This is a genomic window from Oerskovia flava (assembly GCF_026163685.1).
Classification (GTDB): Bacteria; Actinomycetota; Actinomycetes; order Actinomycetales; family Cellulomonadaceae; genus Oerskovia_A; species Oerskovia_A flava.
Genome location: NZ_JAOXSR010000002.1, coordinates 302,055 through 324,154 on the forward strand (window position 1 = coordinate 302,055; position 22,100 = coordinate 324,154).

Annotated in this window: 19 protein-coding genes; 6 read left to right on the plus strand and 13 right to left on the minus strand. The window is 72.9% G+C overall.

Annotated elements, in window-relative coordinates; translation table 11 throughout:
* Nucleotides 1-5: 5 nt before the first annotated feature.
* The gene (aroC, locus tag OHL10_RS06045) at nucleotides 6-1,223 is read right to left on the minus strand and encodes a chorismate synthase (RefSeq protein WP_265521275.1); all 1,218 of its coding nucleotides are present in this window, start codon (nucleotides 1,221-1,223) and stop codon (nucleotides 6-8) included.
* Between the two features lie 150 nt (nucleotides 1,224-1,373).
* On the opposite strand from aroC, the gene OHL10_RS06050 reads away from it, so the two are divergent.
* Nucleotides 1,374-1,994, plus strand: a complete 621-nt coding sequence (locus tag OHL10_RS06050) for a prepilin peptidase (RefSeq protein WP_265521276.1) — start codon at nucleotides 1,374-1,376, stop codon at nucleotides 1,992-1,994.
* A gap of 21 nt (nucleotides 1,995-2,015) precedes the next feature.
* Here OHL10_RS06050 and OHL10_RS06055 read toward each other — a convergent pair whose 3' ends face one another.
* The 8 genes from OHL10_RS06055 to OHL10_RS06090 form a co-directional block, all read right to left on the minus strand.
* Nucleotides 2,016-2,900: a shikimate dehydrogenase gene (locus tag OHL10_RS06055; protein ID WP_265521277.1), complete on the minus strand. Its 885-nt coding sequence runs from the start codon at nucleotides 2,898-2,900 to the stop codon at nucleotides 2,016-2,018.
* A complete protein-coding gene (gene mltG, locus OHL10_RS06060; RefSeq protein WP_265521278.1) occupies nucleotides 2,897-4,045 on the minus strand; it encodes an endolytic transglycosylase MltG in 1,149 nt (382 codons plus the stop codon). Before mltG ends, OHL10_RS06055 begins: the two co-directional genes overlap by 4 nt.
* 46 nt (nucleotides 4,046-4,091) lie before the next feature.
* Nucleotides 4,092-4,607, minus strand: a complete 516-nt coding sequence (ruvX, locus tag OHL10_RS06065) for a Holliday junction resolvase RuvX (RefSeq protein ID WP_265521279.1) — start codon at nucleotides 4,605-4,607, stop codon at nucleotides 4,092-4,094.
* Between the two features lie 14 nt (nucleotides 4,608-4,621).
* On the minus strand, nucleotides 4,622-7,306 hold the full coding sequence (gene alaS, locus OHL10_RS06070) for an alanine--tRNA ligase (protein ID WP_265521280.1): 2,685 nt from the start codon (nucleotides 7,304-7,306) through the stop codon (nucleotides 4,622-4,624).
* A 133-nt stretch (nucleotides 7,307-7,439) separates the two neighbouring features.
* Entirely contained in the window at nucleotides 7,440-7,790 is a 351-nt protein-coding gene (locus OHL10_RS06075) for a hypothetical protein (protein WP_265521281.1), read from the minus strand.
* On the minus strand, nucleotides 7,790-8,176 hold the full coding sequence (locus OHL10_RS06080; protein ID WP_265521282.1) for a DUF948 domain-containing protein: 387 nt from the start codon (nucleotides 8,174-8,176) through the stop codon (nucleotides 7,790-7,792). Before OHL10_RS06080 ends, OHL10_RS06075 begins: the two co-directional genes overlap by 1 nt.
* Nucleotides 8,177-8,341: 165 nt before the next feature.
* The gene (gene rpsD / locus OHL10_RS06085) at nucleotides 8,342-8,968 is read right to left on the minus strand and encodes a 30S ribosomal protein S4 (RefSeq protein ID WP_265521283.1); all 627 of its coding nucleotides are present in this window, start codon (nucleotides 8,966-8,968) and stop codon (nucleotides 8,342-8,344) included.
* A gap of 194 nt (nucleotides 8,969-9,162) precedes the next feature.
* On the minus strand, nucleotides 9,163-10,590 hold the full coding sequence (locus tag OHL10_RS06090) for a replication-associated recombination protein A (RefSeq protein ID WP_265521455.1): 1,428 nt from the start codon (nucleotides 10,588-10,590) through the stop codon (nucleotides 9,163-9,165).
* Nucleotides 10,591-10,758: 168 nt separating this feature from the next.
* Between OHL10_RS06090 and OHL10_RS06095 the strand changes: the two genes are divergently transcribed.
* Nucleotides 10,759-13,005, plus strand: coding sequence for an MMPL family transporter (locus tag OHL10_RS06095; RefSeq protein ID WP_265521284.1), 2,247 nt, complete (start codon nucleotides 10,759-10,761; stop codon nucleotides 13,003-13,005).
* 100 nt (nucleotides 13,006-13,105) lie between these two features.
* Here the strand turns inward: OHL10_RS06095 and aspS are convergent, their stop codons facing one another.
* Nucleotides 13,106-14,899, minus strand: coding sequence for an aspartate--tRNA ligase (aspS, locus tag OHL10_RS06100; protein WP_265521285.1), 1,794 nt, complete (start codon nucleotides 14,897-14,899; stop codon nucleotides 13,106-13,108).
* A gap of 132 nt (nucleotides 14,900-15,031) precedes the next feature.
* Between aspS and OHL10_RS06105 the strand changes: the two genes are divergently transcribed.
* Nucleotides 15,032-15,496 (plus strand): PPOX class F420-dependent oxidoreductase, encoded by a 465-nt coding sequence (locus tag OHL10_RS06105; protein ID WP_265521286.1) that lies wholly within the window; start codon nucleotides 15,032-15,034, stop codon nucleotides 15,494-15,496.
* 25 nt (nucleotides 15,497-15,521) lie between these two features.
* Here OHL10_RS06105 and OHL10_RS06110 read toward each other — a convergent pair whose 3' ends face one another.
* The 3 genes from OHL10_RS06110 to OHL10_RS06120 form a co-directional block, all read right to left on the minus strand.
* Nucleotides 15,522-16,544: an Rv2578c family radical SAM protein gene (locus OHL10_RS06110; RefSeq protein ID WP_265521287.1), complete on the minus strand. Its 1,023-nt coding sequence runs from the start codon at nucleotides 16,542-16,544 to the stop codon at nucleotides 15,522-15,524.
* 68 nt (nucleotides 16,545-16,612) lie between these two features.
* Nucleotides 16,613-17,995 carry a histidine--tRNA ligase gene (gene hisS / locus OHL10_RS06115; RefSeq protein ID WP_265521288.1) on the minus strand — a complete coding sequence of 461 codons (1,383 nt, stop codon included), beginning with the start codon at nucleotides 17,993-17,995 and terminating at the stop codon, nucleotides 16,613-16,615.
* Nucleotides 17,996-18,041: 46 nt separating this feature from the next.
* Nucleotides 18,042-18,785, minus strand: coding sequence for an MBL fold metallo-hydrolase (locus OHL10_RS06120; protein ID WP_265521289.1), 744 nt, complete (start codon nucleotides 18,783-18,785; stop codon nucleotides 18,042-18,044).
* Between the two features lie 156 nt (nucleotides 18,786-18,941).
* Here OHL10_RS06120 and OHL10_RS06125 point away from each other — a divergent pair, with 156 nt between their 5' ends.
* The 3 genes from OHL10_RS06125 (at nucleotide 18,942) to OHL10_RS06135 (ending at nucleotide 22,098) form a co-directional block, all read left to right on the plus strand.
* On the plus strand, nucleotides 18,942-19,682 hold the full coding sequence (locus OHL10_RS06125; RefSeq protein ID WP_265521290.1) for a peptidylprolyl isomerase: 741 nt from the start codon (nucleotides 18,942-18,944) through the stop codon (nucleotides 19,680-19,682).
* Nucleotides 19,679-21,388 (plus strand): DUF349 domain-containing protein, encoded by a 1,710-nt coding sequence (locus OHL10_RS06130; RefSeq protein WP_265521291.1) that lies wholly within the window; start codon nucleotides 19,679-19,681, stop codon nucleotides 21,386-21,388. The genes OHL10_RS06125 and OHL10_RS06130 overlap by 4 nt, the downstream gene beginning before the upstream one ends.
* Before the next feature lie 101 nt (nucleotides 21,389-21,489).
* The gene (locus tag OHL10_RS06135) at nucleotides 21,490-22,098 is read left to right on the plus strand and encodes a hypothetical protein (RefSeq protein WP_265521292.1); all 609 of its coding nucleotides are present in this window, start codon (nucleotides 21,490-21,492) and stop codon (nucleotides 22,096-22,098) included.
* Nucleotides 22,099-22,100 lie beyond the last annotated feature (2 nt).

Below are 22,100 nucleotides of genomic sequence, written 5' to 3' on the forward strand. Positions count from 1 at the left end.
GGCGTTCAGCGCAGCGGCTCGGGGACGGCGTCGAGATAGGCCTGCGCGTTGCGCCGTACCTCGGCGACCGAGTCGCCGCCGAACTTCTCGAGCGCGACCTCGGCGAGCACGAGCGCGACCATCGCCTCGGCGACGACCGCCGCCGGCGGCACCGCGCACACGTCCGAGCGCTGGTGCTGGGCCTTGGCCGCCTCTCCCGTCGCGAGGTCGACCGTGGCGAGCGCGCGCGGCACGGTGGAGATGGGCTTCATCGCCGCGCGGACGCGCACGGTCTCGCCGTTGGACATCCCGCCCTCGATGCCACCGGCACGGTTGCTCAGCCGGCGCAGGCGCCCGTCCGGGCCTCGCTCGATCTCGTCGTGCGCCTGCGAACCGCGACGGCGTGCGGTTCGGAACCCGTCCCCGACCTCGACGCCCTTGATCGCCTGGATGCCCATGAGCGCGGCGGCGAGCCGCGCGTCCAGGCGCCGGTCGCCGTGCACGTAGGTCCCGATCCCCGACGGGACGCCGTAGGCGAGGACCTCGACCACACCACCGAGCGTGTCGCCGGCCTTCTGGCAGTCGTCGATCTCGGCGACCATGGCGGCCGAGGTCGCCGCGTCGAAGCAGCGCACCGGGTCCGCGTCGAGCGTGCTGAGATCACCGGGCGACGGCGCCGCGGCGTCGTCGGGCACCTCGACCGGGCCGATCGCGACGACGTGGGACACGAGCCGCACACCGAGCGCCTGCTCCAGGAAGCGGGCGGCGGCCGTCCCGAGCGCGACCCTGGTCGCGGTCTCGCGGGCGGAGGCGCGCTCCAGCACCGGCCGGGCGTCGTCGAAGCCGTACTTGCGCATCCCGACGAGGTCGGCGTGGCCGGGCCGGGGCCGGGTGAGCGGGCGGTTGCGGGCGATCTCCCGGACGTCGCCGGTGCCGGCGTCGACCATCAGCGCCTCGGGTGCCACCGGGTCGGACGACATGACGTCGACCCACTTGGGCCACTCGGTGTTGCCGATCTCGATCGCGAGCGGCCCACCCTGCGTGACGCCGTGGCGCAGCCCGCCGAGGACCCGGACCTCGTCCTGCTCGAACTTCATGCGCGAGCCTCGGCCGTACCCGAGACGGCGGCGCGCGAGCGCGGCCTGCACGTCCGAGGTCACCAGCTCCACACCCGCGGGCAGACCCTCCAGGATTCCTACCAACGCCTGACCGTGCGACTCACCTGACGTCAACCAACGAAGCATGGTCGCCATCCTCCCACGCCACGACCCCGCCCCTGCCGACCGCCCGCAGTGCGGACCGGCGCTCCCCCGGAGGTGGACCCCGGGTCACCACGCGGAGGTACCTGTGGAGGGGCCCCGCGGAGCGGCCCGCCCGTCCGATAGGTTCGCCGCGTGACGACGACCGGACAGACCGCCGAGCGAGCACCCCTGCGGCACCGGGTCGTGGCCGAGGTCGCGCCGCACGCCGTCGCGATCACCGTGGTCGCGGCCCTGGGCGTCGCCGCCGCGCTCTGGTACACCGGCCCGTCGTGGACCGCGCCAGCCGCGGCGACCTTCGCGGTCACGGGCGCGGCGCTCGCGGTGATCGACCTGCGGACCCACCGGCTGCCCGACGCCCTCGTCCTGCCCTCCTACCCGCTGGCGGGGGTCGTCCTCGCGGTCGCGAGCATCGGCACGGAGGACCCGGCCGCGTACGGCCGCGCTGTGGCCGGGTGCGTGCTGCTGCTCGTCGCCTACGCGGGCCTCAAGCTCGCGCACCCCGCGGGCCTCGGGCTCGGCGACGTCAAGCTCGCCGGGGTCCTCGGCGCGTACCTGGGGTGGGCCGGCTGGGACGCGCTCGCCGTCGGCGCGTGCGCCGCCTTCGTCGCCGGCGGCCTGGTGTCGGTGGTCCTGCTCGTCACCCGACGTGCGACCCGCACCACCGCCCTGCCGTTCGGACCGTTCATGATCCTCGGAGCGGTCCTCGGGATCGCCGGTGGCGAGCGCACCGTGGCGGTCCTGCTCGGCGGCTGACCGCCGTCGGACGGACGACCGTCAGACGGTCGCCGGGGTGTCGAGCGCGGCGTCGAGCGCGGCACCCATCGCCGCCAGCGGGGCAGGACGACCCGTCATCAGCCGCACCTGCTCGGCAGCCTGGTGCAGAAGCATCCGTTCACCGCCGACGACGGTCCCGCCCTGCCGGGCCCACGCGCGGGACAGCGCGGTCGGGCGCGGCACGTACACGGCGTCGAGCAGCACACCGTGCGCCCGAGCCCCACCAGCCAGGGCATCGGCCAACGGGTCCGCGGCGTGCGCGGGAAGCGTGGAGACGACGACGTCGGCCGTCGTGATCTCCGACGCGCCCGGACCGAGGACCACGAAACGGGGCGAGACGCCCATCCGGTGAGCGGCGCGCTGCAACCCACCGGTCCGCCCGAGCGACCGCACGAGCACGGTCGGGTCGGTGCAGCCGAGCTCGGCGAGCGCGGCGAGCGTCGACGCCGCGGTGGCGCCGGCGCCGAGCACGACGGCACGACCCGCCGTCCGACCCGTCCCGCCCAACCCCTCGCGCAGCGCCGCGACGAGACCGTGGACGTCGGTGTTGGCGCCGACGAGCGTGCGTGTGGCACCCGGACCCGGCTGGAAGAGCACGGTGTTGATCGCGCCGACGACACCCGCGAGGGGCTCGACGTGGTCGATCAGGTCGAACACGACCTGCTTGAGCGGCATGGTCAGGCTCAGCCCCGCCCATGTGTCGTCCAGGCCCGCCAGGAACGCCGCGAGCCGCTCCTCGGTCACGTCGACGGCCGTGTACTGCCAGCCGTCCAGGCCGAGGTCGGCGTAGGCCGCACGGTGCAGCACCGGCGACAACGAGTGCGCGACCGGGTGCCCGAGCACCGCGGCGCGGCGCGCCCCGGCAGGCAGCGACGGACCGCTCACCCCTCGTTCTCCCGCTGCCACTGCCGCAGCTCGGCGACGTTGGACTGGTGCTCGTCGAACGTCGTGGCGAACTTCGTCTCGCCCGTGTCGAGGTTGACCGCGCTCCAGAAGATCCACGTCCCGTCGGCCGGGTTCATCACCGCGGCGATCGACTCCTGACCCGGAGACGCGATCGGACCCGGCGGCAGACCGGCGTGCCGGTAGGTGTTGTAAGGGTTGCTCTCGTCCTCGGTGTCGGCGCGCGTCAGCTCGGTCCCGGGGATGCCGAGGCCGTAGGCGACGGCCGCGTCGATCTCGAGCCGCATGCCGTCCTCCAGGCGGTTCTCGATCGCCCGCGCCATCATCGGGCGGTCCGGCGCGAACTTCGCCTCACGCTCGATGAGGGACGCCTTGATGAGGACCTCCTGACGGTCGCCCTCGGGCACGCCTTCCGCATCGAGCACGTCCTTGGTCTGGCTGACCATGTTGGCGATGATGTCCACCGCGGTGTCGTCCGGCTGCAGCACGTACGTCGCCGGGAACAGCCACCCCTCGACGTCGCCGTCTGCCGCGTCGGGCAGCCCCAACGCCTCCGGGTCGGCCAGCGCCTCCTCGAACTGCTCGCGCGTGAACGCCGTCACCGCGACCGCCCGGTCGATCACCTGGTCCTGCGTGTACCCCTCGGGGATGGTCAGACGCAGCTCGACCCGGCTCTCGTTCGCCACGAGGAGCGCCACGGCGTCGGCCGCACGCATCTCGGTGAGCATCGTGTGCGTGCCCGACTGGATACCACCGGCACCCGGTGTCGCCTCATAGGCGTCGACGAACGCGCGCGTGCTCGCGACCACACCCGCCTCGACGAGCGCCTGGCCCATCGCCGTACCAGTGGAACCCGGCTCGATGAGCACGTCGACGGGCTCGCCGCCCGGACCGTCGAAGTCGCTCGCGGCCACGGCCGGGTTGCGGAAGCCGAAGATCGACTCGGCGTTGCTCAGCACGTAGTACCCCGCCGCACCGACGAGGCCGAGGGTGAGGATGACGACCAGCGCCGCCCGGCGACGACGGCGCGCCCGGCGCTTGGCCGCCCGGCGCTCGCGGTGGGAAGACCGCGACTGCCGCGTCGGTGTCCCCTGCTGCATCGGGGGGGACTCGAAGAGATCGGTCACGGGCGGCTGCCTCCTGACGGGTGTACTCGCACCAGATGAGCGACGGTCATAGTTCTACCAGTTCTCCTGCACGCGCCCCGGTGGCGCGTTCGCTGTCCAGCGCGGTCTGGAGAATGATGACCGCCGCTGCCTGGTCGACGACGGTACGGTGCTTTCGCCCGGATCGTCCAGATGCGCGGAGCGCCTGGTGGGCACTGACCGTCGTCATCCGTTCGTCGACGAGGCGCACCGGAACGGGGTCGATGATGCTCGCGATCGACCCAGCGTACGCGCGTGCCTCCTGGGTCGCCGAACCCTCGTTGCCCGACAGGTGGCGGGGAAGCCCGACGTAGACGACGCTCGCGCCCCGCTCCGCGACCTCCTCGGCGATCCGTGCGACGTCCGTCGGCGCCCCGACGGAGCGCCTGGCCGTGTCCCGGGGAAGCGTCGCGACCGGCGTCGCGATGAGCCCGTCGGGGTCGCTCGCCGCGAGACCGACCCGGACGCTCCCGACGTCGACCCCGAGCCGGGCACCCCGCACGAGGGAGGGGTCGGCGTCGGGCTCACCGGTGGGATGCGTCATCACGCGCGCCTCCCTCAGGCGGCCGCGACGTCGTCGCGCAGGCCGGTCAGGGCGGCACCCAGCTTCGCCGTGTCCGTGCCGCCGCCCTGGGCCATGTCGTCCTTGCCGCCTCCACCGCCGCCGAGCACCCCGGCGGCGGCCTTGGCGAGGACGCCGGCGCGCAGACCCTGAGCACGCGCGGACGCGTTCGTCACCACGACGACCTGCGGACGGTCCTTGGCGACCCCGCCGACGGCCACGACCGTCGGCGTCGACTCACCGAGGCGACCGCGGACGTCGAGGGCGAGCGCCCGCAGGTCGTCCGCCGAGGCGACCTGACCGGCGTCGTGCACGACGACGCGGACCTCGCCCACCTGCTCCGCCCGCTCGGCGAGCGAGCCGGCCGCCGCGAGGAGCTGCGCCTGGCGCAGAGCCGAGAGCTCCTTCTCCGCGTCCCGCAGCCGGGAGACGAGCGAACCGACGCGCTCACCGAGCTCGTCCGGGCGTACGTTGAGCAGACCCGTGAGCTGACCGACGAGCGCGTGCTCCTTGGCCTGGAACCCGTACGCGCCGTCGCCGACGAGCGCGTCCACACGCCGCACGCCCGAGCCGATGGACGACTCCCCGAGCAGCGTGACGAGACCGAGCTGGCCGGTCTGCCGGACGTGCGTGCCCGCGCACAGCTCACGCGACCAGTCGCCGCCGATCGAGACCACCCGCACCTGGTCGCCGTACTTCTCGCCGAACAGGGCCATCGCGCCGAGCGCCTTGGCCTCCGCGATGGGCATGACCTGGTCGGTGACCTCGAGGTTCTCGGCGAGCTGGACGTTGACCCGCTCCTCGACCTCGGACAGCACCCCGACGGGCACGGCGCTCGAGGACCGGAAGTCGAAGCGGATGCGGCTCGGGGCGTTCTCCGAGCCGGCCTGGGTCGCCTCGGACCCGAGCTGCTCCTGGATCGCCTTGTGGATCATGTGCGTGGCGCTGTGCGCACGGCTGATCGCCTTGCGACGCTCCGTGTCGATCTGCGCGGTCCCCGGGTCACCGAGCGCGACCGTCCCCTCCGTGAGGCGTCCACGGTGCACCGACAGGCCCTTGATCGGGCGTTGCACGTCGTCCACCTCGATGATCGCCCCGCCGTCGAGCACGATGGTCCCGTGGTCGGCGAGCTGACCGCCGGCCTCGGCGTAGAACGGCGTGCGGTCCAGCACGATCTCCACGTCGGCGGGCGCGACGGCGGCCGGCGTCGGCGCACCGTCGACCAGCAGGCCCGCGACGGACACCGCGGCCGTGGCGTCGGTGTAGCCCAGGAACTCGACCGGGCGCGCGAGGTCCCTGGCCAGCGACTCGTAGGCGACCGTGTCGACGCCGCCGGAGCGCTTGGCGAGCGCGTCGGCACGCGCCCTCGTGCGCTGCTCCTGCATCAGGGACCGGAAGGCCTTCTCGTCGACCTGGACGCCCTGCTCCGCGGCCATCTCGAGCGTGAGGTCGATCGGGAAGCCGTAGGTGTCGTGCAGCGCGAAGGCCTGCTCGCCGCCGAGGACCGGGGTCCCCGAGGCACCGACGGTGCTCTTGGCGCGCGCGACGGCCGTGTCGAGGATGGTCGTGCCCGACGTCAGCGTGCGGCGGAACGCGTCCTCCTCGGCGTAGGCCACCTGCGAGATGCGCTCGAACTCGGTACCCACCTCGGGGTAGGACGCCTGCATCGCGTCGCGGCTCACCGGCAGCAGCATCGGCAGCGACGGGTCCTCGACGCCGAGGAGACGCATCGCGCGCACCGAGCGGCGCAGCAGGCGGCGCAGCACGTAGCCACGGCCCTCGTTCGACGGCCGCACGCCGTCGCTGATGATCATGAGTGCGGAGCGGACGTGGTCGGCAACGACCCGCATGCGCACGTCGTCGTCGTGGCTCGCCCCGTACGTCCGCCCGGAGAGCTCCTGCGCGGCGGCGATGACCGGGAAGACCTCGTCGATCTCGTAGAGGTTGTCCTTGCCCTGGAGCAGGTACGCGACGCGCTCCAGCCCCATGCCGGTGTCGATGTTCTTGCGCGTCAGCTCGCTGACGATGCGGAACTCCTCCTTGGAGCGCACGTCGTCGATCGCGTACTGCATGAACACGAGGTTCCAGATCTCGAGGTAGCGGTCCTCGTCGACGACGGGCCCGCCCTCCTTGCCGTACGCGGGGCCGCGGTCGACGTAGATCTCCGAGCAGGGGCCGGCAGGGCCCGGCTGCCCGGTGGACCAGTAGTTGTCCTTCTTGCCCCGCGCCTGGATGCGCTCGTCGGGCAGGCCGGCGATCTGCTTCCACAGCTGACGGGCCTCGTCGTCGTCGTGGTACACGGTGACCCAGATGCTCTCCGGGTCGAACCCGTACCCACCCTTCTCGCGCGACCCCGTCACGAGGTCCCACGCGTAGGTGATGGCGCCCTCCTTGAAGTAGTCGCCGAACGAGAAGTTGCCGTTCATCTGGAAGAACGTGCCGTGCCGCGTCGTCTTGCCGACCTCTTCGATGTCGAGGGTCCGCACGCACTTCTGCACGCTCGTCGCGCGGTCCCACGGCGCCGTCTGCTCACCCGTCATGTAGGGGATGAACGGCACCATGCCCGCGATGGTGAACAGCGTGGAGGGGTCCGGCGAGATCAACGACGCCGACGGCACGACGACGTGGTCGCGCTCGGCGAAGTAGTCGAGCCAACGCTTGCGGATCTCGGCGGTGCGCATGGTGTCCTTCGGCAGTGTGGTGGTGGCAGTTCGACGATCGCGGGCGGGGCGAGGCCCCGGCCCGGTGAACAAGTATGGCGCGCGCTCGCGCCTCGGCATGCATCCCGGGTGACGCTCAGGACCGGCGGGCGCTTCAGAAGAAGGAGTAGCCGAGCAGGTCCTCGTCGTCCGGGGCGTCCTGCGCCGGTGCACGGTGCCGTCCCCCGGCGGACGTCGCCCGGCGCGCCCGGACGGTCTCGGGATCCTCCTGGCCCTCTGCCAGCAGGGAGGCCATGAGCTGGTCCTCGCGCTCCTGGCGCGCACGGGAGAACTCCGTGCGGAAGTCCTGGACGAACCGCGTCGCCCGCTCCCCCGCGCCGTTGACCTGGTCCGTGGCCTGCTCGACCAGGGACGCGGGTGCGTAGCGTGCGACGACCTGGCGGCCCTTGACGACGACCACGACGGTGATCGCCACCCCGACGCCGACCCAGAACACGCGGCGCATCAGCGCCCGCCCCCTGCTGTCCCCTGGCGAGGGCCACGACCCGCCGCACGCCCGAACGCCTGGCGGACCCCGTAGGTGAACGACGCGACCTTGACGAGGGGCGCGCCGAACGTCGCGGCGTACAGGCCGGTGAGCGCAGAGACGTTCTCGCTCACCTGCGCAGCCGACGTGGTGATCGTGTCGACCTTCTCGAGCTGGCCGTTCGTCGTCGCGACGGTGGTGGCCGCCTCGTCGAGGATCGGTACCGAGTGCTCGGTCACCTCGCGCAGGCTCGTGCGCGCCTCGTCGAGGACGCGACCGAGCTTGATCAGCGGTACGGCGAGAAAACCGACGAGCGCCACGAACGCGATCGCTGCGATGAGCCCGGCCACATCTCCTACGGACATCTGCTGCTCCTCCACGTGTTCCGGCAAGCGCTCCGACGAGCGCGTCGACGAGGTCGATCGCCTCGCGAAACCCTACCCGGGTGCACGAACGCCTCGCTCTCCGACAGGCGGCGAGCGAGGCGTCCGGGGTGGTGGGCCGGTCGTGGTGACCGACCTCCCGACAGATCAGCGAGCGTAGTACTCGACGACGAGCTGGACCTCGCAGGTCACGGGGACCTCGGCGCGCTTGGGGCGACGCGTGAGGACGGCGCTCAGCTTCTCGAGCTGGACGTCCAGGTAGGCCGGGACGGCGGGGAGCACGTCACGGTGCGCACCGGCGGCGGCGACCTGGAACGGCGTCGTGGCCTGGCTCTTGGGCTTGACCTGGATGGTCTGGCCCGGCTTGACCTTGAAGGAGGGGCGGTCGACGATCTTGCCGTCGACGAGGATGTGGCGGTGGCCGACGGCCTGGCGCGCCTGCAGGATGGTGCGGGCGAAGCCGGAGCGCAGCACGAGGGCGTCCAGACGCGTCTCGAGGTTCTCCACGAGCGCCTCACCGGTCAGACCGGCGTCCTTGCGGGCTTCCTCGTACGCACGGGCCATCTGCTTCTCGCGCAGGGCGTACTGGGCGCGCAGGCGCTGCTTCTCGCGCAGACGCACCGCGTAGTCGGACTCGGTGCGACGACGCGCACGGCCGTGCTCACCCGGGGGGTAGGGGCGCTTCTCGAAGTGCTTGACGGCCTTCGGGGTCAGCGCAAGACCCAGAGCGCGGCTCAGGCGAACCTGGCGGCGCGAACGCTTCACTGAGGTCACAGTGATTCCTCTTCCTGTCGTGTGATGGTGACGTCACACCCGTCCCAGCCCGCTGTGCGCGGACGTCGATCACGGGTGCGGGACCAGCCGATGAGCGGCCGCCGACCGGATGGTCGGGGCGCTGCCGGGCCGAGGTCCCAGGTGGCTGCCTCCGCCGCGACGGGCGGGGGCAACCTCAAAAGTCTACCGCACGATCAGGGTCGCCCCGGCGGCGGCAGGATCTGCCGGATCCGCTCGAGCCGCTCGGCGACCGACCTCTCGAAGCCGCGGTCCGACGGTGTGTAGTACCGGGCACCGGACAGCTCGTCGGGGAGGTACTGCTGAGGTGCGACGGCGTGGGGGGCGTCGTGCGCGTACTGGTACCCCGCACCGTGGCCGAGGTCCTTGGCGCCCGCGTAGTGAGCGTCCCGCAGGTGGGCCGGCACCGACCCCACCCGACCGGCGCGCACGTCCGCGAGCGCCGCGTCGATGCCGAGGTAGGCGGCGTTGGACTTGGGGGCCGTGGCGAGGTGGACGACGGCCTCGGCGAGGATGATCCGGGCCTCGGGCATGCCGATGAGGGCGACGGCCTGGGCTGCGGCGACGGCAGTCTGCAGGGCGCTGGGGTCAGCCATGCCGACGTCCTCGGCGGCGGAGATGACGATGCGGCGGGCGATGAAGCGGGGGTCCTCACCGGCGGCGATCATGCGGGCGAGGTAGTGCAGGGAGGCGTCGACGTCGGAGCCGCGGACGGACTTGATGAACGCGCTGATGACGTCGTAGTGCTGGTCACCGTCGCGGTCGTAGCGCACCGCGGCGACGTCGATGGCGCGTTCGACGGTGTCGAGGTCGATGACCACAGGGGCCTCGGATGGGTCGCCTACCAGGTCATGAGCGTCGGCGGACTCCTGAGGACCGGTCGTCTCTGCGCCGGACAGCGCGGCGCCGGCGGCGGCCTCGAGGACGGTGAGCGCCTTGCGGGCGTCTCCGCCGGCGAGGCGCAGCAGGTGGTCCTCTGCCTCGTCGGAGAGGGTGACGGCGCCGCCGAGGCCGCGCTCGTCGGTGAGGGCGCGGCGGACGAGGGTGCGCACGTGCTCGATGGTCAGGGGGCGCAGGGTGAGCAGGAGCGAGCGGGACAGCAGCGGGGAGTTGACGGAGAAGCTGGGGTTCTCGGTGGTGGCGGCGACGAGCGTGACCCAGCGGTTCTCGACGCTCGGCAGAAGGGCGTCCTGCTGCGACTTGGAGAAGCGGTGCACCTCGTCGATGAACAGCACGGTCTCCTCGCCGCCGGTGGCGAGGCGGCGGCGGGCGTCCTCGATGACGGCGCGGACGTCCTTGACGCCGGCGGTGACGGCGGAGAGCTCGACGAACCGGCGTCCGGAGGCTGCGGCGACGAGGTACGCGAGGGTGGTCTTGCCGGTGCCCGGTGGCCCCCAGAGGATCGCGGAGCCCGGGGACGCGCGCCGGGACGCGTCGTCGGGTCCCTCGACGAGACGGCGCAGCGGCGAGCCGGCGACGAGCAGGTGGTCCTGGCCGGCGACCTCGTCGAGGGTGGCGGGGCGCATGCGCACGGCCAGCGGCGCGCCGGGCCCGGGCCGCGGGGTGCCGTGCGCGCTGGAGGTCGCCGAGTCGAAGAGGTCCATGCCGTGCATGGTCGAAGCGTACGGCGGGGAACCGACGCTCGGCGGGCCGACCGGAGCCCGCGCTCGATGGCCCGGCCAGTGCGCGCGGCTCGCGGACCGCGGACCGTGGACCGTGGACCGCGGACCGCGGACCGCGGACCGACCTGACACGAGGTCGGCGCAGGTGGGATGCTGACGCTCGTGTTCGAGAGCCTCGGTCGTCGTGTCGCCCGTCATCCCCGTCTGACCCTCGTCGCGTGGGTGGCGCTCACCGCGATCGGATTCGCGCTGGCGCTGTTCGGTGTGCACGGGCAGAGCCTGTTCGACCGGGTGTCGACGGGTGAGCCGTCCGTGGCGGGCTCGCAGAGCGCGCAGGCCAACGAGATCCTCGGGGAGCAGAGCGAGTCCGGGGCGTCGATCACGCTCCTGGTCGGCGGGGTCGACCCGGTCGACCCGGCGGTCGCGGACGCGATGGCGGCGGTGAACGAGGAGCTGCTCGCGCTCGAGGGCGTCGAGTCGGTGATCGACCCGTTCGTCGTGCCGGGCGGCGTCGAGGACGAGATCGCGCAGGGACTGCTCGCAGCGAGCGGCGACGGCTTCGTGGTGGACGTCACGCTGGCGGCCGACCTGGACGCGGCGGCCGAGGCGGAGGTGGCCGACGCCGTCGTGGAGCGCCTCGACGCGGTCCCCGGCGATCTCGCGGCGATCTCGACCGACGTGCAGGGGCTGGTCGGGTCGAACGCCCTGATCATCGAGGCGATCACGGAGCAGGTCGAGAAGGACCTCACGACCGGCGAGGTGATCGCCCTGCCCATCGCGCTGCTCATCATGGTCCTGGTGTTCGGGGGCTTCATGGCCGCGGCGATGCCGATGGCGGCGGCCATCGCGTCGATCGCCGGTGGCCTCGGGGTGCTGCTCGGGCTCTCCTACCTGCTGGACGTGGACGCGTCGGTGGTCAACGTCGTGACGTTGCTGGGCCTGGGCCTGTCGATCGACTACGGGTTGCTGGTGGTGTCCCGGTACCGCGAGGAGCTGCACCGCGCGCTGGCGGACGATGACGGCGCGGCAGTGCGACGGCGGCGCGGCGACGGTGCGGTGCACACGGCGCTCGTGCGCACCATGGCCACCGCGGGACGCACGGTCGCCTTCTCGGCGCTCATCGTCGCGATCTCCATCGCGGGGCTGATGGTGTTCGAGCCGGACATCCTGCGGTCGATCGGTGCGGGCGCCCTCGGCGTCGTCCTCGTCGCGGTCGCGACGGCGCTGACGCTGGTCCCGGCCCTGCTCGCCTACAGCGGACGCCGGCTCGCGCGCCCCGGGCTGCTGAGCAAGGTCCCCGGTGTGCGGTCCGTCCTGGCGCGCACGGCCGACGTCCAGTCGGACGAGGGTGTGTTCTCACGGCTCGCGGCACGCGTCCAGAAGCACCCGCTGTGGGTGCTGCTGGCCACGGTGGCGGTGCTGGTGACGCTGGCGCTGCCGGTCGCCGGCCTGCAGATGCGCAACTCCGGGATCGAGCTGCTGCCGACGAGCTCGCCGCAGCGCGAGTTCGTCACCCAGCTCGCCGAGGAGTACCCGCAGTCGGCCAGCCCTGCCGTGATCGTCGTCACGCAGACGACCGTGGAGGACGCCGCGGCCTGGGCCGAGGACCTGGGCTCCCTGGACGGCGTCGAGCGCGTCGACGCCGCCGCACCGACCGGCTCCTACGTCGTCCTCGGCGCGCACCTGGAGACCACGGACCCGGGCGGGCCGGAGGCGGTCGCGGTCGTCGAGGAGATCCGCGCCCTCGACCCGGGCTTCGAGTACTGGGTGACGGGTCAGGCCGCCGGGCAGGTCGACTTCCTCGAGGCGCTGTCCGAGCGGGTCTGGTGGGCCGTGGGGATCGTCGTCGTCGCGACGTTCGTGCTGCTGTTCCTCATGACGGGCTCGGTCGTGATCCCCGTCAAGGCGCTGCTGACCAACGCGCTGTCCCTGGCGGCCTCGCTCGGGGTGCTCGTGTGGGTCTTCCAGGACGGCCACCTCGAAGGGCTCCTCGGCTTCACGTCGGCCGGGGGCATCGAGACGTACGTCGTCGCCCTCGTCGTCGCGTTCGCGTTCGGGCTCGCCATGGACTACGAGGTGTTCCTCCTGGCGCGCATCAAGGAGCTGCACGACGCCGGGCTGTCGAACGACGAGGCGGTGCGCCTGGGGCTGCAGCGCTCGGGCCGCATCATCACGTCGGCCGCCGCGATCATCATCGTGGTCTTCGCCGGGTTCGTCTTCGGCGAGCTCCTCGTCATCAAGGAGGTCGGCTTCGCGCTCGCGGTCGCCGTCCTCATCGACGCCACCATCGTGCGCCTGCTGCTGGTCCCGGCGACCATGACCCTGCTCGGCCGGGTCAACTGGTGGGCCCCGGGTCCGCTGCGCCGTCTCCACGCGCGCACGGCGATCACGCACTGAGAACACCGGAGGGGGTGGCTCGCAGGCCACCCCCTCCCGGTGGTGCTCGATCGACGTCCCGACGGGTGCGCTCACCCACCGGGCGTCGTCACGCCGGACCTCACGCCTGCGCGGCGGGCACCGGCTCCTCCACGGCCTTGGGCTTCGCGTCGACCCCGGCCTCCTTGCGCTGCTGCGCCGTGATGGGCGCGGGCGCCTGGGTGAGCGGGTCGAACCCGCCGCCCGACTTCGGGAACGCGATGACGTCGCGGATGGACTCCGACCCGGTGAGCAGCGCGACGATACGGTCCCAGCCGAAGGCGATCCCGCCGTGCGGCGGCGCACCGAACGCGAACGCGTCGAGGAGGAAGCCGAACTTCTCCTGCGCCTCGGCCTCGCCGATCCCCATGATCGCGAAGACACGCTCCTGGACGTCCCGGCGGTGGATACGGATGGACCCTCCGCCGATCTCGTTGCCGTTACAGACGATGTCGTAGGCGTAGGCCAGCGCCTCGCCCGGGTTCTGCTCGAACGTGTCGATCCACTCCGGCGTCGGGGACGTGAAGGCGTGGTGCACCGCGGTCCACGCGCCCTCGCCGACCGCGACGTCGTCGTCCTCGCCCGTGGGCTTGAACAGCGGCGCGTCCACGACCCAGGCGAACGCCCAAGCGTTCTCGTCGATCTGGTCGGTCCTGCGGGCGATCTCCTGGCGAGCGGCCCCCAGCAGCGCACGGGAGTCCGACGTCTTGCCGGCGGCGAAGAAGACCGCGTCGCCCGGCTGGGCGCCGGTCGCGACGGCCAGCCCGGCACGCTCGGCGTCCGAGAGGTTCTTGGCGACCGGCCCGCCGAGCGTGCCGTCCTCGGCGAACGTCACGTACGCCAGACCACGAGCGCCGCGCTGCTTGGCCCAGTCCTGCCAGGCGTCGAACTGGCGGCGGGGCTGGGAGGCACCACCGGCCATGACGACGGCGCCCACGTACTCGGCCTGGAAGACGCGGAAGGGCGTCTCGGCGAAGTAGTCGGTGAGCTCGACGAGCGGGTTGCCGAAGCGCAGGTCGGGCTTGTCAGACCCGTACAGGCGCATGGCGTCGGCGAAGGTGATGCGCGGGATGGGCGTCGGGATGGTGTAGCCGATGAGCTCCCACAGCGCGACGAGGATCTTCTCGGCGAGCGCGATGACGTCGTCCTGCTCGACGAAGCTCATCTCGACGTCGAGCTGGGTGAACTCGGGCTGTCGGTCGGCGCGGAAGTCCTCGTCGCGGTAGCAGCGGGCGATCTGGTAGTAGCGCTCCATGCCGGAGACCATGAGCAGCTGCTTGAACAGCTGCGGGGACTGCGGCAGCGCGTACCAGGCGCCGGGGGCGAGTCGCGCGGGCACGAGGAAGTCGCGGGCACCCTCGGGGGTGGAGCGGGTGAGGGTGGGGGTCTCGATCTCGACGAAGTCCTCGGCGTCGAGCACGGAGCGGGCGGCCTTGTTGGCCTGGGAGCGCAGCCGCAGGGCGGCGGCTGGCGCGGGCCGGCGCAGGTCGAGGTAGCGGTGCTTGAGGCGCGCCTCCTCGCCGACGGTCTCGGTGTCCGCGAGCGCGGTCGAGACCTGGAAGGGCAGGGGCGCGGACTCGTTGAGGACGACGACGTCGGCGGCCAGGACCTCGATCTCGCCGGTGGCGAGGTTGGGGTTGGCGTTGCCCTCGGGCCGGCGCGAGACCTCTCCGGTGACCTGGAGGACGAACTCGCTGCGCAGCGGGTGGGCGACCGACTCGTCGCGGATGACGACCTGGGCGATGCCGGTGGCGTCACGCAGGTCGATGAACGCCACTCCCCCGTGATCGCGTCGACGGTCGACCCAGCCGGTGAGGGTGACGGTCTGACCGATCTGCTCGGCCCGCAGGGAGCCGGCGGTGTGGGTGCGGAGCACGGGGTGAGTCCTTCCGGAGCATGCCGGATCACCGGGGTGATCCGTGGGTGGGTGGGCTGGCGCCGGGGCGCCGGTGGTCGAGTCTAGTCTGTGGGTGGACGGAGTTCAGGAGCATGGCGCGGAGGTGGACCTGTGGCACGACGGATCGCGACGACGGACCGGGTGGACCGTGAGGAGCTCACGACGTTCCTGCGGGCGAACAAGCGGGCGGTGCTGCTGACGACCCGCGCGAGCGGTGCGCCGCAGATGAGCCCGGTGACCTACGGGGTCGACGCCGCGGGACGGGTCGTGGTCTCGACGTACCCGGACCGGGCGAAGGCGGTGAACCTTCGACGCCGGTCCCAGGCGTCGCTGTGCGTACTGGGCGAGGACTTCGACGACGCGTGGGTCCAGGTCGACGGCACGGCCGAGGTGCTCGACCTGCCGGCGTCGGTGGAGCCGCTCGTGGAGTACTACCGCTCGATCGCCGGTGAGCATCCGGACTGGGACGAGTACCGCGAGGCGATGGTCCGCCAGGGCAAGTCCCTCGTCCGGGTGACCGTCACGGGCTGGGGGCCGGTCGCCACGGGCGGGTTCCCGGCGCACCTCGCAGGCTGAGCCGCAGCGTCGCGGTTCGCCAGGTTCAGAAGAGGCTCGGTTGCCCTGCTGGTTCTGCCGCGCCTCCGGCGCCACCGGACGCCGCGGCGGCGCGGTGCTCAGCGGTGCTGAGCCCGCGGGCCTCGAGCATCGGACGCACACGGTCCCACAACCACGCGCGGTAGGCGCCGCTGGCGTGGGCGCCACGTGCATAGACACGCTCGTAGCACGCCACGAGGTGCGGGTAGTCATCGGCGAGCCACTGCATGTACCACTCCCGGGTGCCGGCCTTGAGGTGCAGCGGGAGGACGGTGACGCTCGTGGCGCCCGCGTCGTGGACGGCATCGAGGAGCCGCTCGAGGTGATCGGTCGCGTCGGTGAGCCACGGAAGGACCGGCGCGACCATGACCCCGCACGGCAGCCCTGCGGCACGCACGGCGCGCACGAGGTCGAGCCGGGCGCGTGGAGTCGGCGTGCCCGGCTCGACCGCCTGCTGGAGCGCCTCGTCGACGAACGCCAGGGAGATTCCGACACCGACGTCCACGCGCTGCGCGGCCTCGCCGAGCAGCGGCAGGTCACGCCGGAGGAGCGTGCCCTTGGTGAGGAGGGAGATCGGTGTGCGGGCGTCCGCGAGCGCCCCGATGATCCCGGGCATCAGCCGGTAGCGTCCCTCGGCACGCTGGTAGGGGTCGGTGTTGGTCCCGAGCGCCACGGCCTGCCCGGACCACGTCGGACGAGCAAGGTCTCGACGCAGGGCGTCGACGACATTGACCTTGACCACGATCTCGCTGTCGAAGCCGCGTCCAGGATCGAGATCGAGGTACTCGTGCGTGGGGCGAGCGAAGCAGTAGCGGCACGCGTGGGTGCACCCCCGGTAGGGATTGACCGTCCAACGGAAGGGCAACCGGGACTGCTCCGGCACGCGGGACAGCGCGCTCTTCGCGAGCACCTCGTGGAAGGTGACCCCCGCGAACTCCGGCGTACGCACGGTGCGCACGAGACCTGCCATGCGCACGAGACCGGGCAGCGCGCCGTCGTCGGCCGCGATCGCCTGCCCGTCCCACCTCATGACCCTATTCGAACATGCGTTCGAAGCAGGGTCAACGGCGACGGGTGACCGGCGCGGGCGGGCCGACGTCAGTCCCCTGCCGGCACCATCCGCGGCCACAGGTCGTCCGCGGGCGGCGACCACACGAGCGGGTCGGCCGTGGCCTGCTCGCCGGAGCGGATGTCCTTGACCTGGTGCGCGACGGGCTCGCCGTCGGGGCCGAGGCCCGCGGGGAACCACACGAAGGGGATTCCGCGGCGGTCGGCGTAGCGGATCTGCTTGCCGAACTTCGCGGCGCTGGGCGCCACCTCCACGGGGATGCCGCGACCACGCAGCGCGGTCGCGACCGCGTCGGACGCGGCGCGCGTCTCCTCGCTCGTGACCGCCACCACGACGGCGCTCGGCACCGGCCGTGTCGCCCGCACCAGCCCGCCCGACAGCAGGCGGGACACCAGGCGCGAGACCCCGATCGACAGCCCGACGCCCGGGTAGGTCGTCGCGCCGTCGGAGGCGAGGGTGTCGTAGCGCCCACCGGAGCAGATGGATCCGAGCTGCTCGTGACCCACGAGCACGGTCTCGTAGACCGAGCCGGTGTAGTAGTCGAGCCCGCGCGCGATCTTCAGGTCCGCGACGACGACACCCGGCGCCCGCACCGCGGCCGCCTCGATGATCGCCGAAAGCTCCGCGAGGCCCGTCTCCAGGAGCTCCGACGTCACGCCGTGCGCGACCGCGAGCGCCCGCACGCGCTCACCGACGGTCGCGTCCGCGCCGGAGATCGAGGCGAGCTCGAGGCAGGCCGCCGCCTGCTCACGGGTCGCGCCGGACTCGGCGACGAGGAGGTCGGCCACCTTGTCGGGCCCGATCTTGTCGAGCTTGTCGATGCTGCGCAGCACCCCGTCGACGTCGTCGAGACCCAGCCCCCGGTAGAATCCCTCGGCGACCCGCCGGTTGTTGACGAGGATCCGCACGGGGGGCACGCCGACGTCGCGCAGCGAGGCCAGGGCCTCGGCGATCACGAGCGGCAGCTCGACCTCGAAGTGGTACGGCAGCTCGCCGGCGCCGACGACGTCGATGTCCGCCTGGTAGAACTCGCGGAACCGTCCGTCCTGGGGGCGTTCGCCCCGCCAGACCTTCTGGATCTGGTAGCGCTTGAACGGGAACGACAGGTGCCCGGCGTTCTCCAGCACGTACCGGGCGAACGGCACCGTGAGGTCGAAGTGCAGGCCCAGCTGCTTCTCGCTCTTCTCCGGCACCTCGCCCGCTTCCTCCTGCAGGCGGCGCAGCACGTAGACCTCCTTCGAGGTCTCGCCCTTGCGCAGCAGCTGGTCGAGCGGCTCGACGGCGCGCGTCTCGATGCCCGCGAAGCCGTGCAGCTCGAACGTGCGGCGCAGCGCGTCCAGCACGTGCTGCTCGACGACGCGCCCGGCGGGCAGCCACTCGGGGAATCCGGACAGGGGTGTAGGTCGGGCCATGGGACCCGATCCTTCCAGACCGGTGACGGGAACCGGGAATCGCGTCTCAGGCCCCGGCGAGGAACGGGTTGGTGCGGCGTTCGCGCCGCATGTCCGTCGCGGGGCCGTGCCCCGGCAGGACCATCCACCCGTCGTCGAGGCGCCCGACGACGTCCCGCAGCGTCCGGGACATCGTCGCACCGTCTCCCCCGGGCAGGTCGGTGCGCCCGATCGTGCCGGCGAAGAGGACGTCACCGGTGAGCACGGCGCCGTCTCCCGGCCGACCCACCAGGTAGAGGACGGAGCCCTGCGTGTGCCCGGGTGCGTGCAGGACCCCCAGGCGCACGGCACCGGTGTCGAGCACCGCTGCCTCGCCCCCGTCACCGGCGTCGACGGCGCGCACGTCGGTCGGCACCCGGTAGTCCTCGGGCCTCGCACCGGCGGCGCGCAGCGCCTGGCCGAGCGGACCGGACACGTGCGAGTCGCCGGCACCCCGGGTGACGCCGGGCTCGATCGTGCCGAACGGGTCGTCGAGGCGGTACGCGTCCGCCGCGTGCAGGTACATCGGGACGTCGTAGTGCGCGCACAGCGCGGCCGCGTCCCAGGTGTGGTCCACGTGACCGTGGGTCGCGAGCACGGCCCGGGGGACCAGACGCTGATCGGTGAGGAGATCGCGCACCGCCGGAGCGACCCCGGCGCCGGCGTCGACCACGACGCAGTCCCGGTCCCCCTGCTCCCCCATGGGCCCGTCGGCGGCCGCGACGTAGCAGTTCGTGCCGAACACGGGAGCGACCACGGTGTAGATCTGCATCTCCGGAGGCTACCGCTCGGCTCGTCGAGACCTGACCGTGACCTCCCAGCGGCCGTTTCACCGGCCGCGACGGCCCGCGATGCCTAGACTGTCCCCCGAAACGTCCCGACGGCGGCAACGGCCGCGCGCGCGGACCCGGACGACGAAGGAGCCTCGGTGCCGACGACCCAGCGCGAGCGCGAGAAGGCGCGCCGCCGCCAGGAGAAGTGGACCCAACGCCAGGCGCAGGCCCGGGCACGCAAGCAGCGCGCGTGGGCGATCGTCGGGATCGTCGTCGGGATCGCCCTGGTCACGGCCGTCGTCGTGCTGGCGCTGAACGCCGCCGGGGAGGCGGACACCGCCGCGGAGCCGTCGCCCACACCGGCGACCGAGGACCGCGAGCTCCCGCCCGCCTCCGCGGCGGAGGGCAGGGAGTGGCAGACGACGCTCAGCACGAGCGCCGGCGACATCGAGATCACGCTGGACGGCGCTGCGGCACCCCAGGCGGTCGCGAGCTTCGTCACCCTCGGCGAGTCCGGCTACTTCGACGGCACCGACTGCCACCGGCTCACCACGGCGGGCATCTTCGTCCTGCAGTGCGGGGACCCGACGGGCACGGGGACGGGCGGTCCCGGCTACACGTTCGGCCCGATCGAGAACGCGCCCGCGGACGGCCTCTACCCCGCGGGCACCGTCGCGATGGCGCGCACCGCGGACCCCGACTCCATGGGGAGCCAGTTCTTCCTCGTCTACGAGGACACGACGTTGCCGACCGACACCGGTGGCTACACCGTGTTCGGCACGATCACCACCGGCTTGGACGTCGTCCGAGCAGTCGCTGACGCGGGGACCGCGGACGGAGCCGGCGACGGCTCCCCCGCCACCCCGGTCACCATCGAAGGAGTTGAGTCCCAGTGAGCGAGAGCACCGAGAACCCGACGGACGCTCCGGCCCAGGAGCCTGAGGGCTCCTCGACCGAGCAGCTCGACACGTCCACGGCGCCGGAGTCGCCCAAGACGTCCGAGACGGCACCGGACGAGGCGGCACCGAGCGCTCCCGAGGTCACCGAGCCCGCGCTCGCTGAGGAACTCGCGCCGGCAGCAGAAGCCGACGACGAACCCGCCGGAGAGCCGACCGAGGAGCTCGCGGCGCCCGAGGCTCAGCCAGCAGCGGCCGACGCTGAGCCCGCGGCTGAGCCCGAGCCGCGGCCCGCCGCGGCGCCGAAGCCGAGCCCGGTCCCCAAGCCCAGTGCACTGCCTCGGCCCTCCGCGCTCCCCCGGCCGCCTGCACCCGGGGCGTCGTCGGACGCGGCGCCCGCGGCGGCGACGCAGGTACCGGCCGTCCCCGTGCCGGACGACAGCGCCGCTGCCAAGGCAGCCGCGGCGTTCGGGCGCGTCGAGGAGGACGGCACGGTGTGGGTCCGTGAGGCTGCCGGTGAACGCAGCGTCGGGCAGTTCCCCGGCGTCGGGGCCGACGAGGCGCTCGCGCTCTACGTGCGTCGCTACCTCGACCTCTACGCGAAGGTCGCGCTCTTCGAGGCCCGCCTGTCGGGCACCGACCTCTCGGTCAAGGAGATCGACTCGACGCTGTCGAAGCTCGGCGACGAGACGGCGGAGCCGTCGGCGGTCGGCGACCTGGACGCGCTGCGGGAGAAGGTCGCGTCGCTGCGCGCGGTCGCGGCCGAGCGACGGGCCCAGCTCGAGGCCGAGCGGGCCGCCGCGAAGGAGGTCGCGCTCGCGGCACGCACCGAGATCATCGAGGCCGCCGAGAAGATCGCCGCCACCGACCCCAGCCGGATGCAGTGGCGGCCCGCCGGCGAGGAGCTGCGGACGCTGCTCGACCGCTGGAAGGACGCCCAGCGCAACGGCCCGCGGATCGACCGGACGAGCGAGGAAGCGCTCTGGAAGCGGTTCAGCCACGCCCGCACCGCCTTCGACCGCGAACGTCGGCACTACTTCGCCGACCTCGAGCAGCGCAACAGCGCCGCGAAGGCCGCCAAGGAGGAGCTCGTCGCCGAGGCAGAGGCGCTGTCGACCAGCACGGACTGGGGCGCCACCGCGGGTGCGTACCGCGACCTCATGACCCGGTGGAAGGCCGCCGGCCGCGCCAGCCGCAAGGACGACGACGCGCTGTGGGCACGCTTCCGGGCCGCGCAGGACGCGTTCTTCCAGGCCCGGGACGCGGAGAACGCGGCCACGGACGCGGAGTACGCGAGCAACCTCGTGGTCAAGGAGGAGCTCCTCGAGCGCGCCGAGTCCCTGGTCCCGGTCACGGACCTCGGCCAGGCGAAGACGGCGCTGCGCGACATCCAGGAACGCTGGGAGAACGCCGGGCGGGTCCCGCGCGGCGACCTGCAGCGCGTCGAAGGACGTCTGCGTGCCGTGGAGAACGCGATCCGCGACGCCGAGCAGTCGCAGTGGAAGCGCTCGAACCCGGAGACCCGTGCGCGCGCGGAGGGCGCGGCCGCGCAGCTCGAGTCCGCCATCGCCGGCCTCGAGGCGGACCTCGAGGCCGCACGTGGTGCGGGTGACGCCCGCAAGGTCGCAGAGCTCGAGACGGCCGTCGCCGCCCGGCGTGCCTGGCTCGAGCAGGTCGTCAAGGCCGCCGAGGACTCGCGCGGCTGACCGACAGGTCATCGATCGCCCGCTGCCCGGCCCGCGCTGGTTGTCCACAGCCGCAGGCCGGGCGGTGGCGTGTCGTGGCAGACGTGCGCGACCGTGAGCACATGCACGCCACCACTTGCTCGCTCGCCGACCTGCTCCACCCCACCGAGCCCGTCGTCCCCACCCTGGTGCGGCCCGCCGACGTCGGCGGGCACGCGGCCTGGCAGGAGCTCGTGCGCTCCGGGGCGCTCGTGCCCGTGCGGCACGAGACAGCCCTCGTCGCCGGCACACCGCCCAGCCCGGCCGCCCGCGTGGAGACGATCCGCCACCTCGTCCCGTCACGGACCGTCGTCGGCGGGGCGAGCGCGGCCTGGGTCCACGTGGGGTCCGCCGTTCCACGACAGGTCGACGTCGTCTACCTCCCTGGGACGCACCGGCCCCCTCCGCGTGCAGACCGCACGCTGCGCCAGGCGGCCGTCCTGCGATCGGAGACCGTGGAGATCGGTGGCGTCCTCGTCGCCGGGCTGCGTCGGGCCGCGCTCGAGGTCGCGTCGACCCGTCCCTCGCACGAGGCGCGGCAGACCTTGTCCCTGCTGCGCGACGCCGGCCTCGATCTCGACGCGGTGGCGCGCTCGCTCGAGCTACGCCTGCGCTGGCCCGGACGCGCCACCGCGCGCGACCTGCTCGCGACCGTGTCGTCGGGCGCCACCGCGGCGAGCGGTCTAGCGTGACG

Coding starts and splice junctions, on each gene's coding strand:
- aroC (WP_265521275.1), bottom strand. CDS start 1,223: ATGCTTCGTTGGTTGACGTCAGGTGAGTCGCACGGTCAGGCGTTGGTA.
- ruvX (WP_265521279.1), bottom strand. CDS start 4,607: ATGACGCATCCCACCGGTGAGCCCGACGCCGACCCCTCCCTCGTGCGG.
- alaS (WP_265521280.1), bottom strand. CDS start 7,306: ATGCGCACCGCCGAGATCCGCAAGCGTTGGCTCGACTACTTCGCCGAG.
- OHL10_RS06075 (WP_265521281.1), bottom strand. CDS start 7,790: ATGCGCCGCGTGTTCTGGGTCGGCGTCGGGGTGGCGATCACCGTCGTG.
- OHL10_RS06080 (WP_265521282.1), bottom strand. CDS start 8,176: ATGTCCGTAGGAGATGTGGCCGGGCTCATCGCAGCGATCGCGTTCGTG.
- OHL10_RS06090 (WP_265521455.1), bottom strand. CDS start 10,590: ATGGACCTCTTCGACTCGGCGACCTCCAGCGCGCACGGCACCCCGCGG.
- OHL10_RS06095 (WP_265521284.1), top strand. CDS start 10,759: ATGCTGACGCTCGTGTTCGAGAGCCTCGGTCGTCGTGTCGCCCGTCAT.
- OHL10_RS06110 (WP_265521287.1), bottom strand. CDS start 16,544: ATGAGGTGGGACGGGCAGGCGATCGCGGCCGACGACGGCGCGCTGCCC.
- hisS (WP_265521288.1), bottom strand. CDS start 17,995: ATGGCCCGACCTACACCCCTGTCCGGATTCCCCGAGTGGCTGCCCGCC.
- OHL10_RS06120 (WP_265521289.1), bottom strand. CDS start 18,785: ATGCAGATCTACACCGTGGTCGCTCCCGTGTTCGGCACGAACTGCTAC.
- OHL10_RS06135 (WP_265521292.1), top strand. CDS start 21,490: ATGCACGCCACCACTTGCTCGCTCGCCGACCTGCTCCACCCCACCGAG.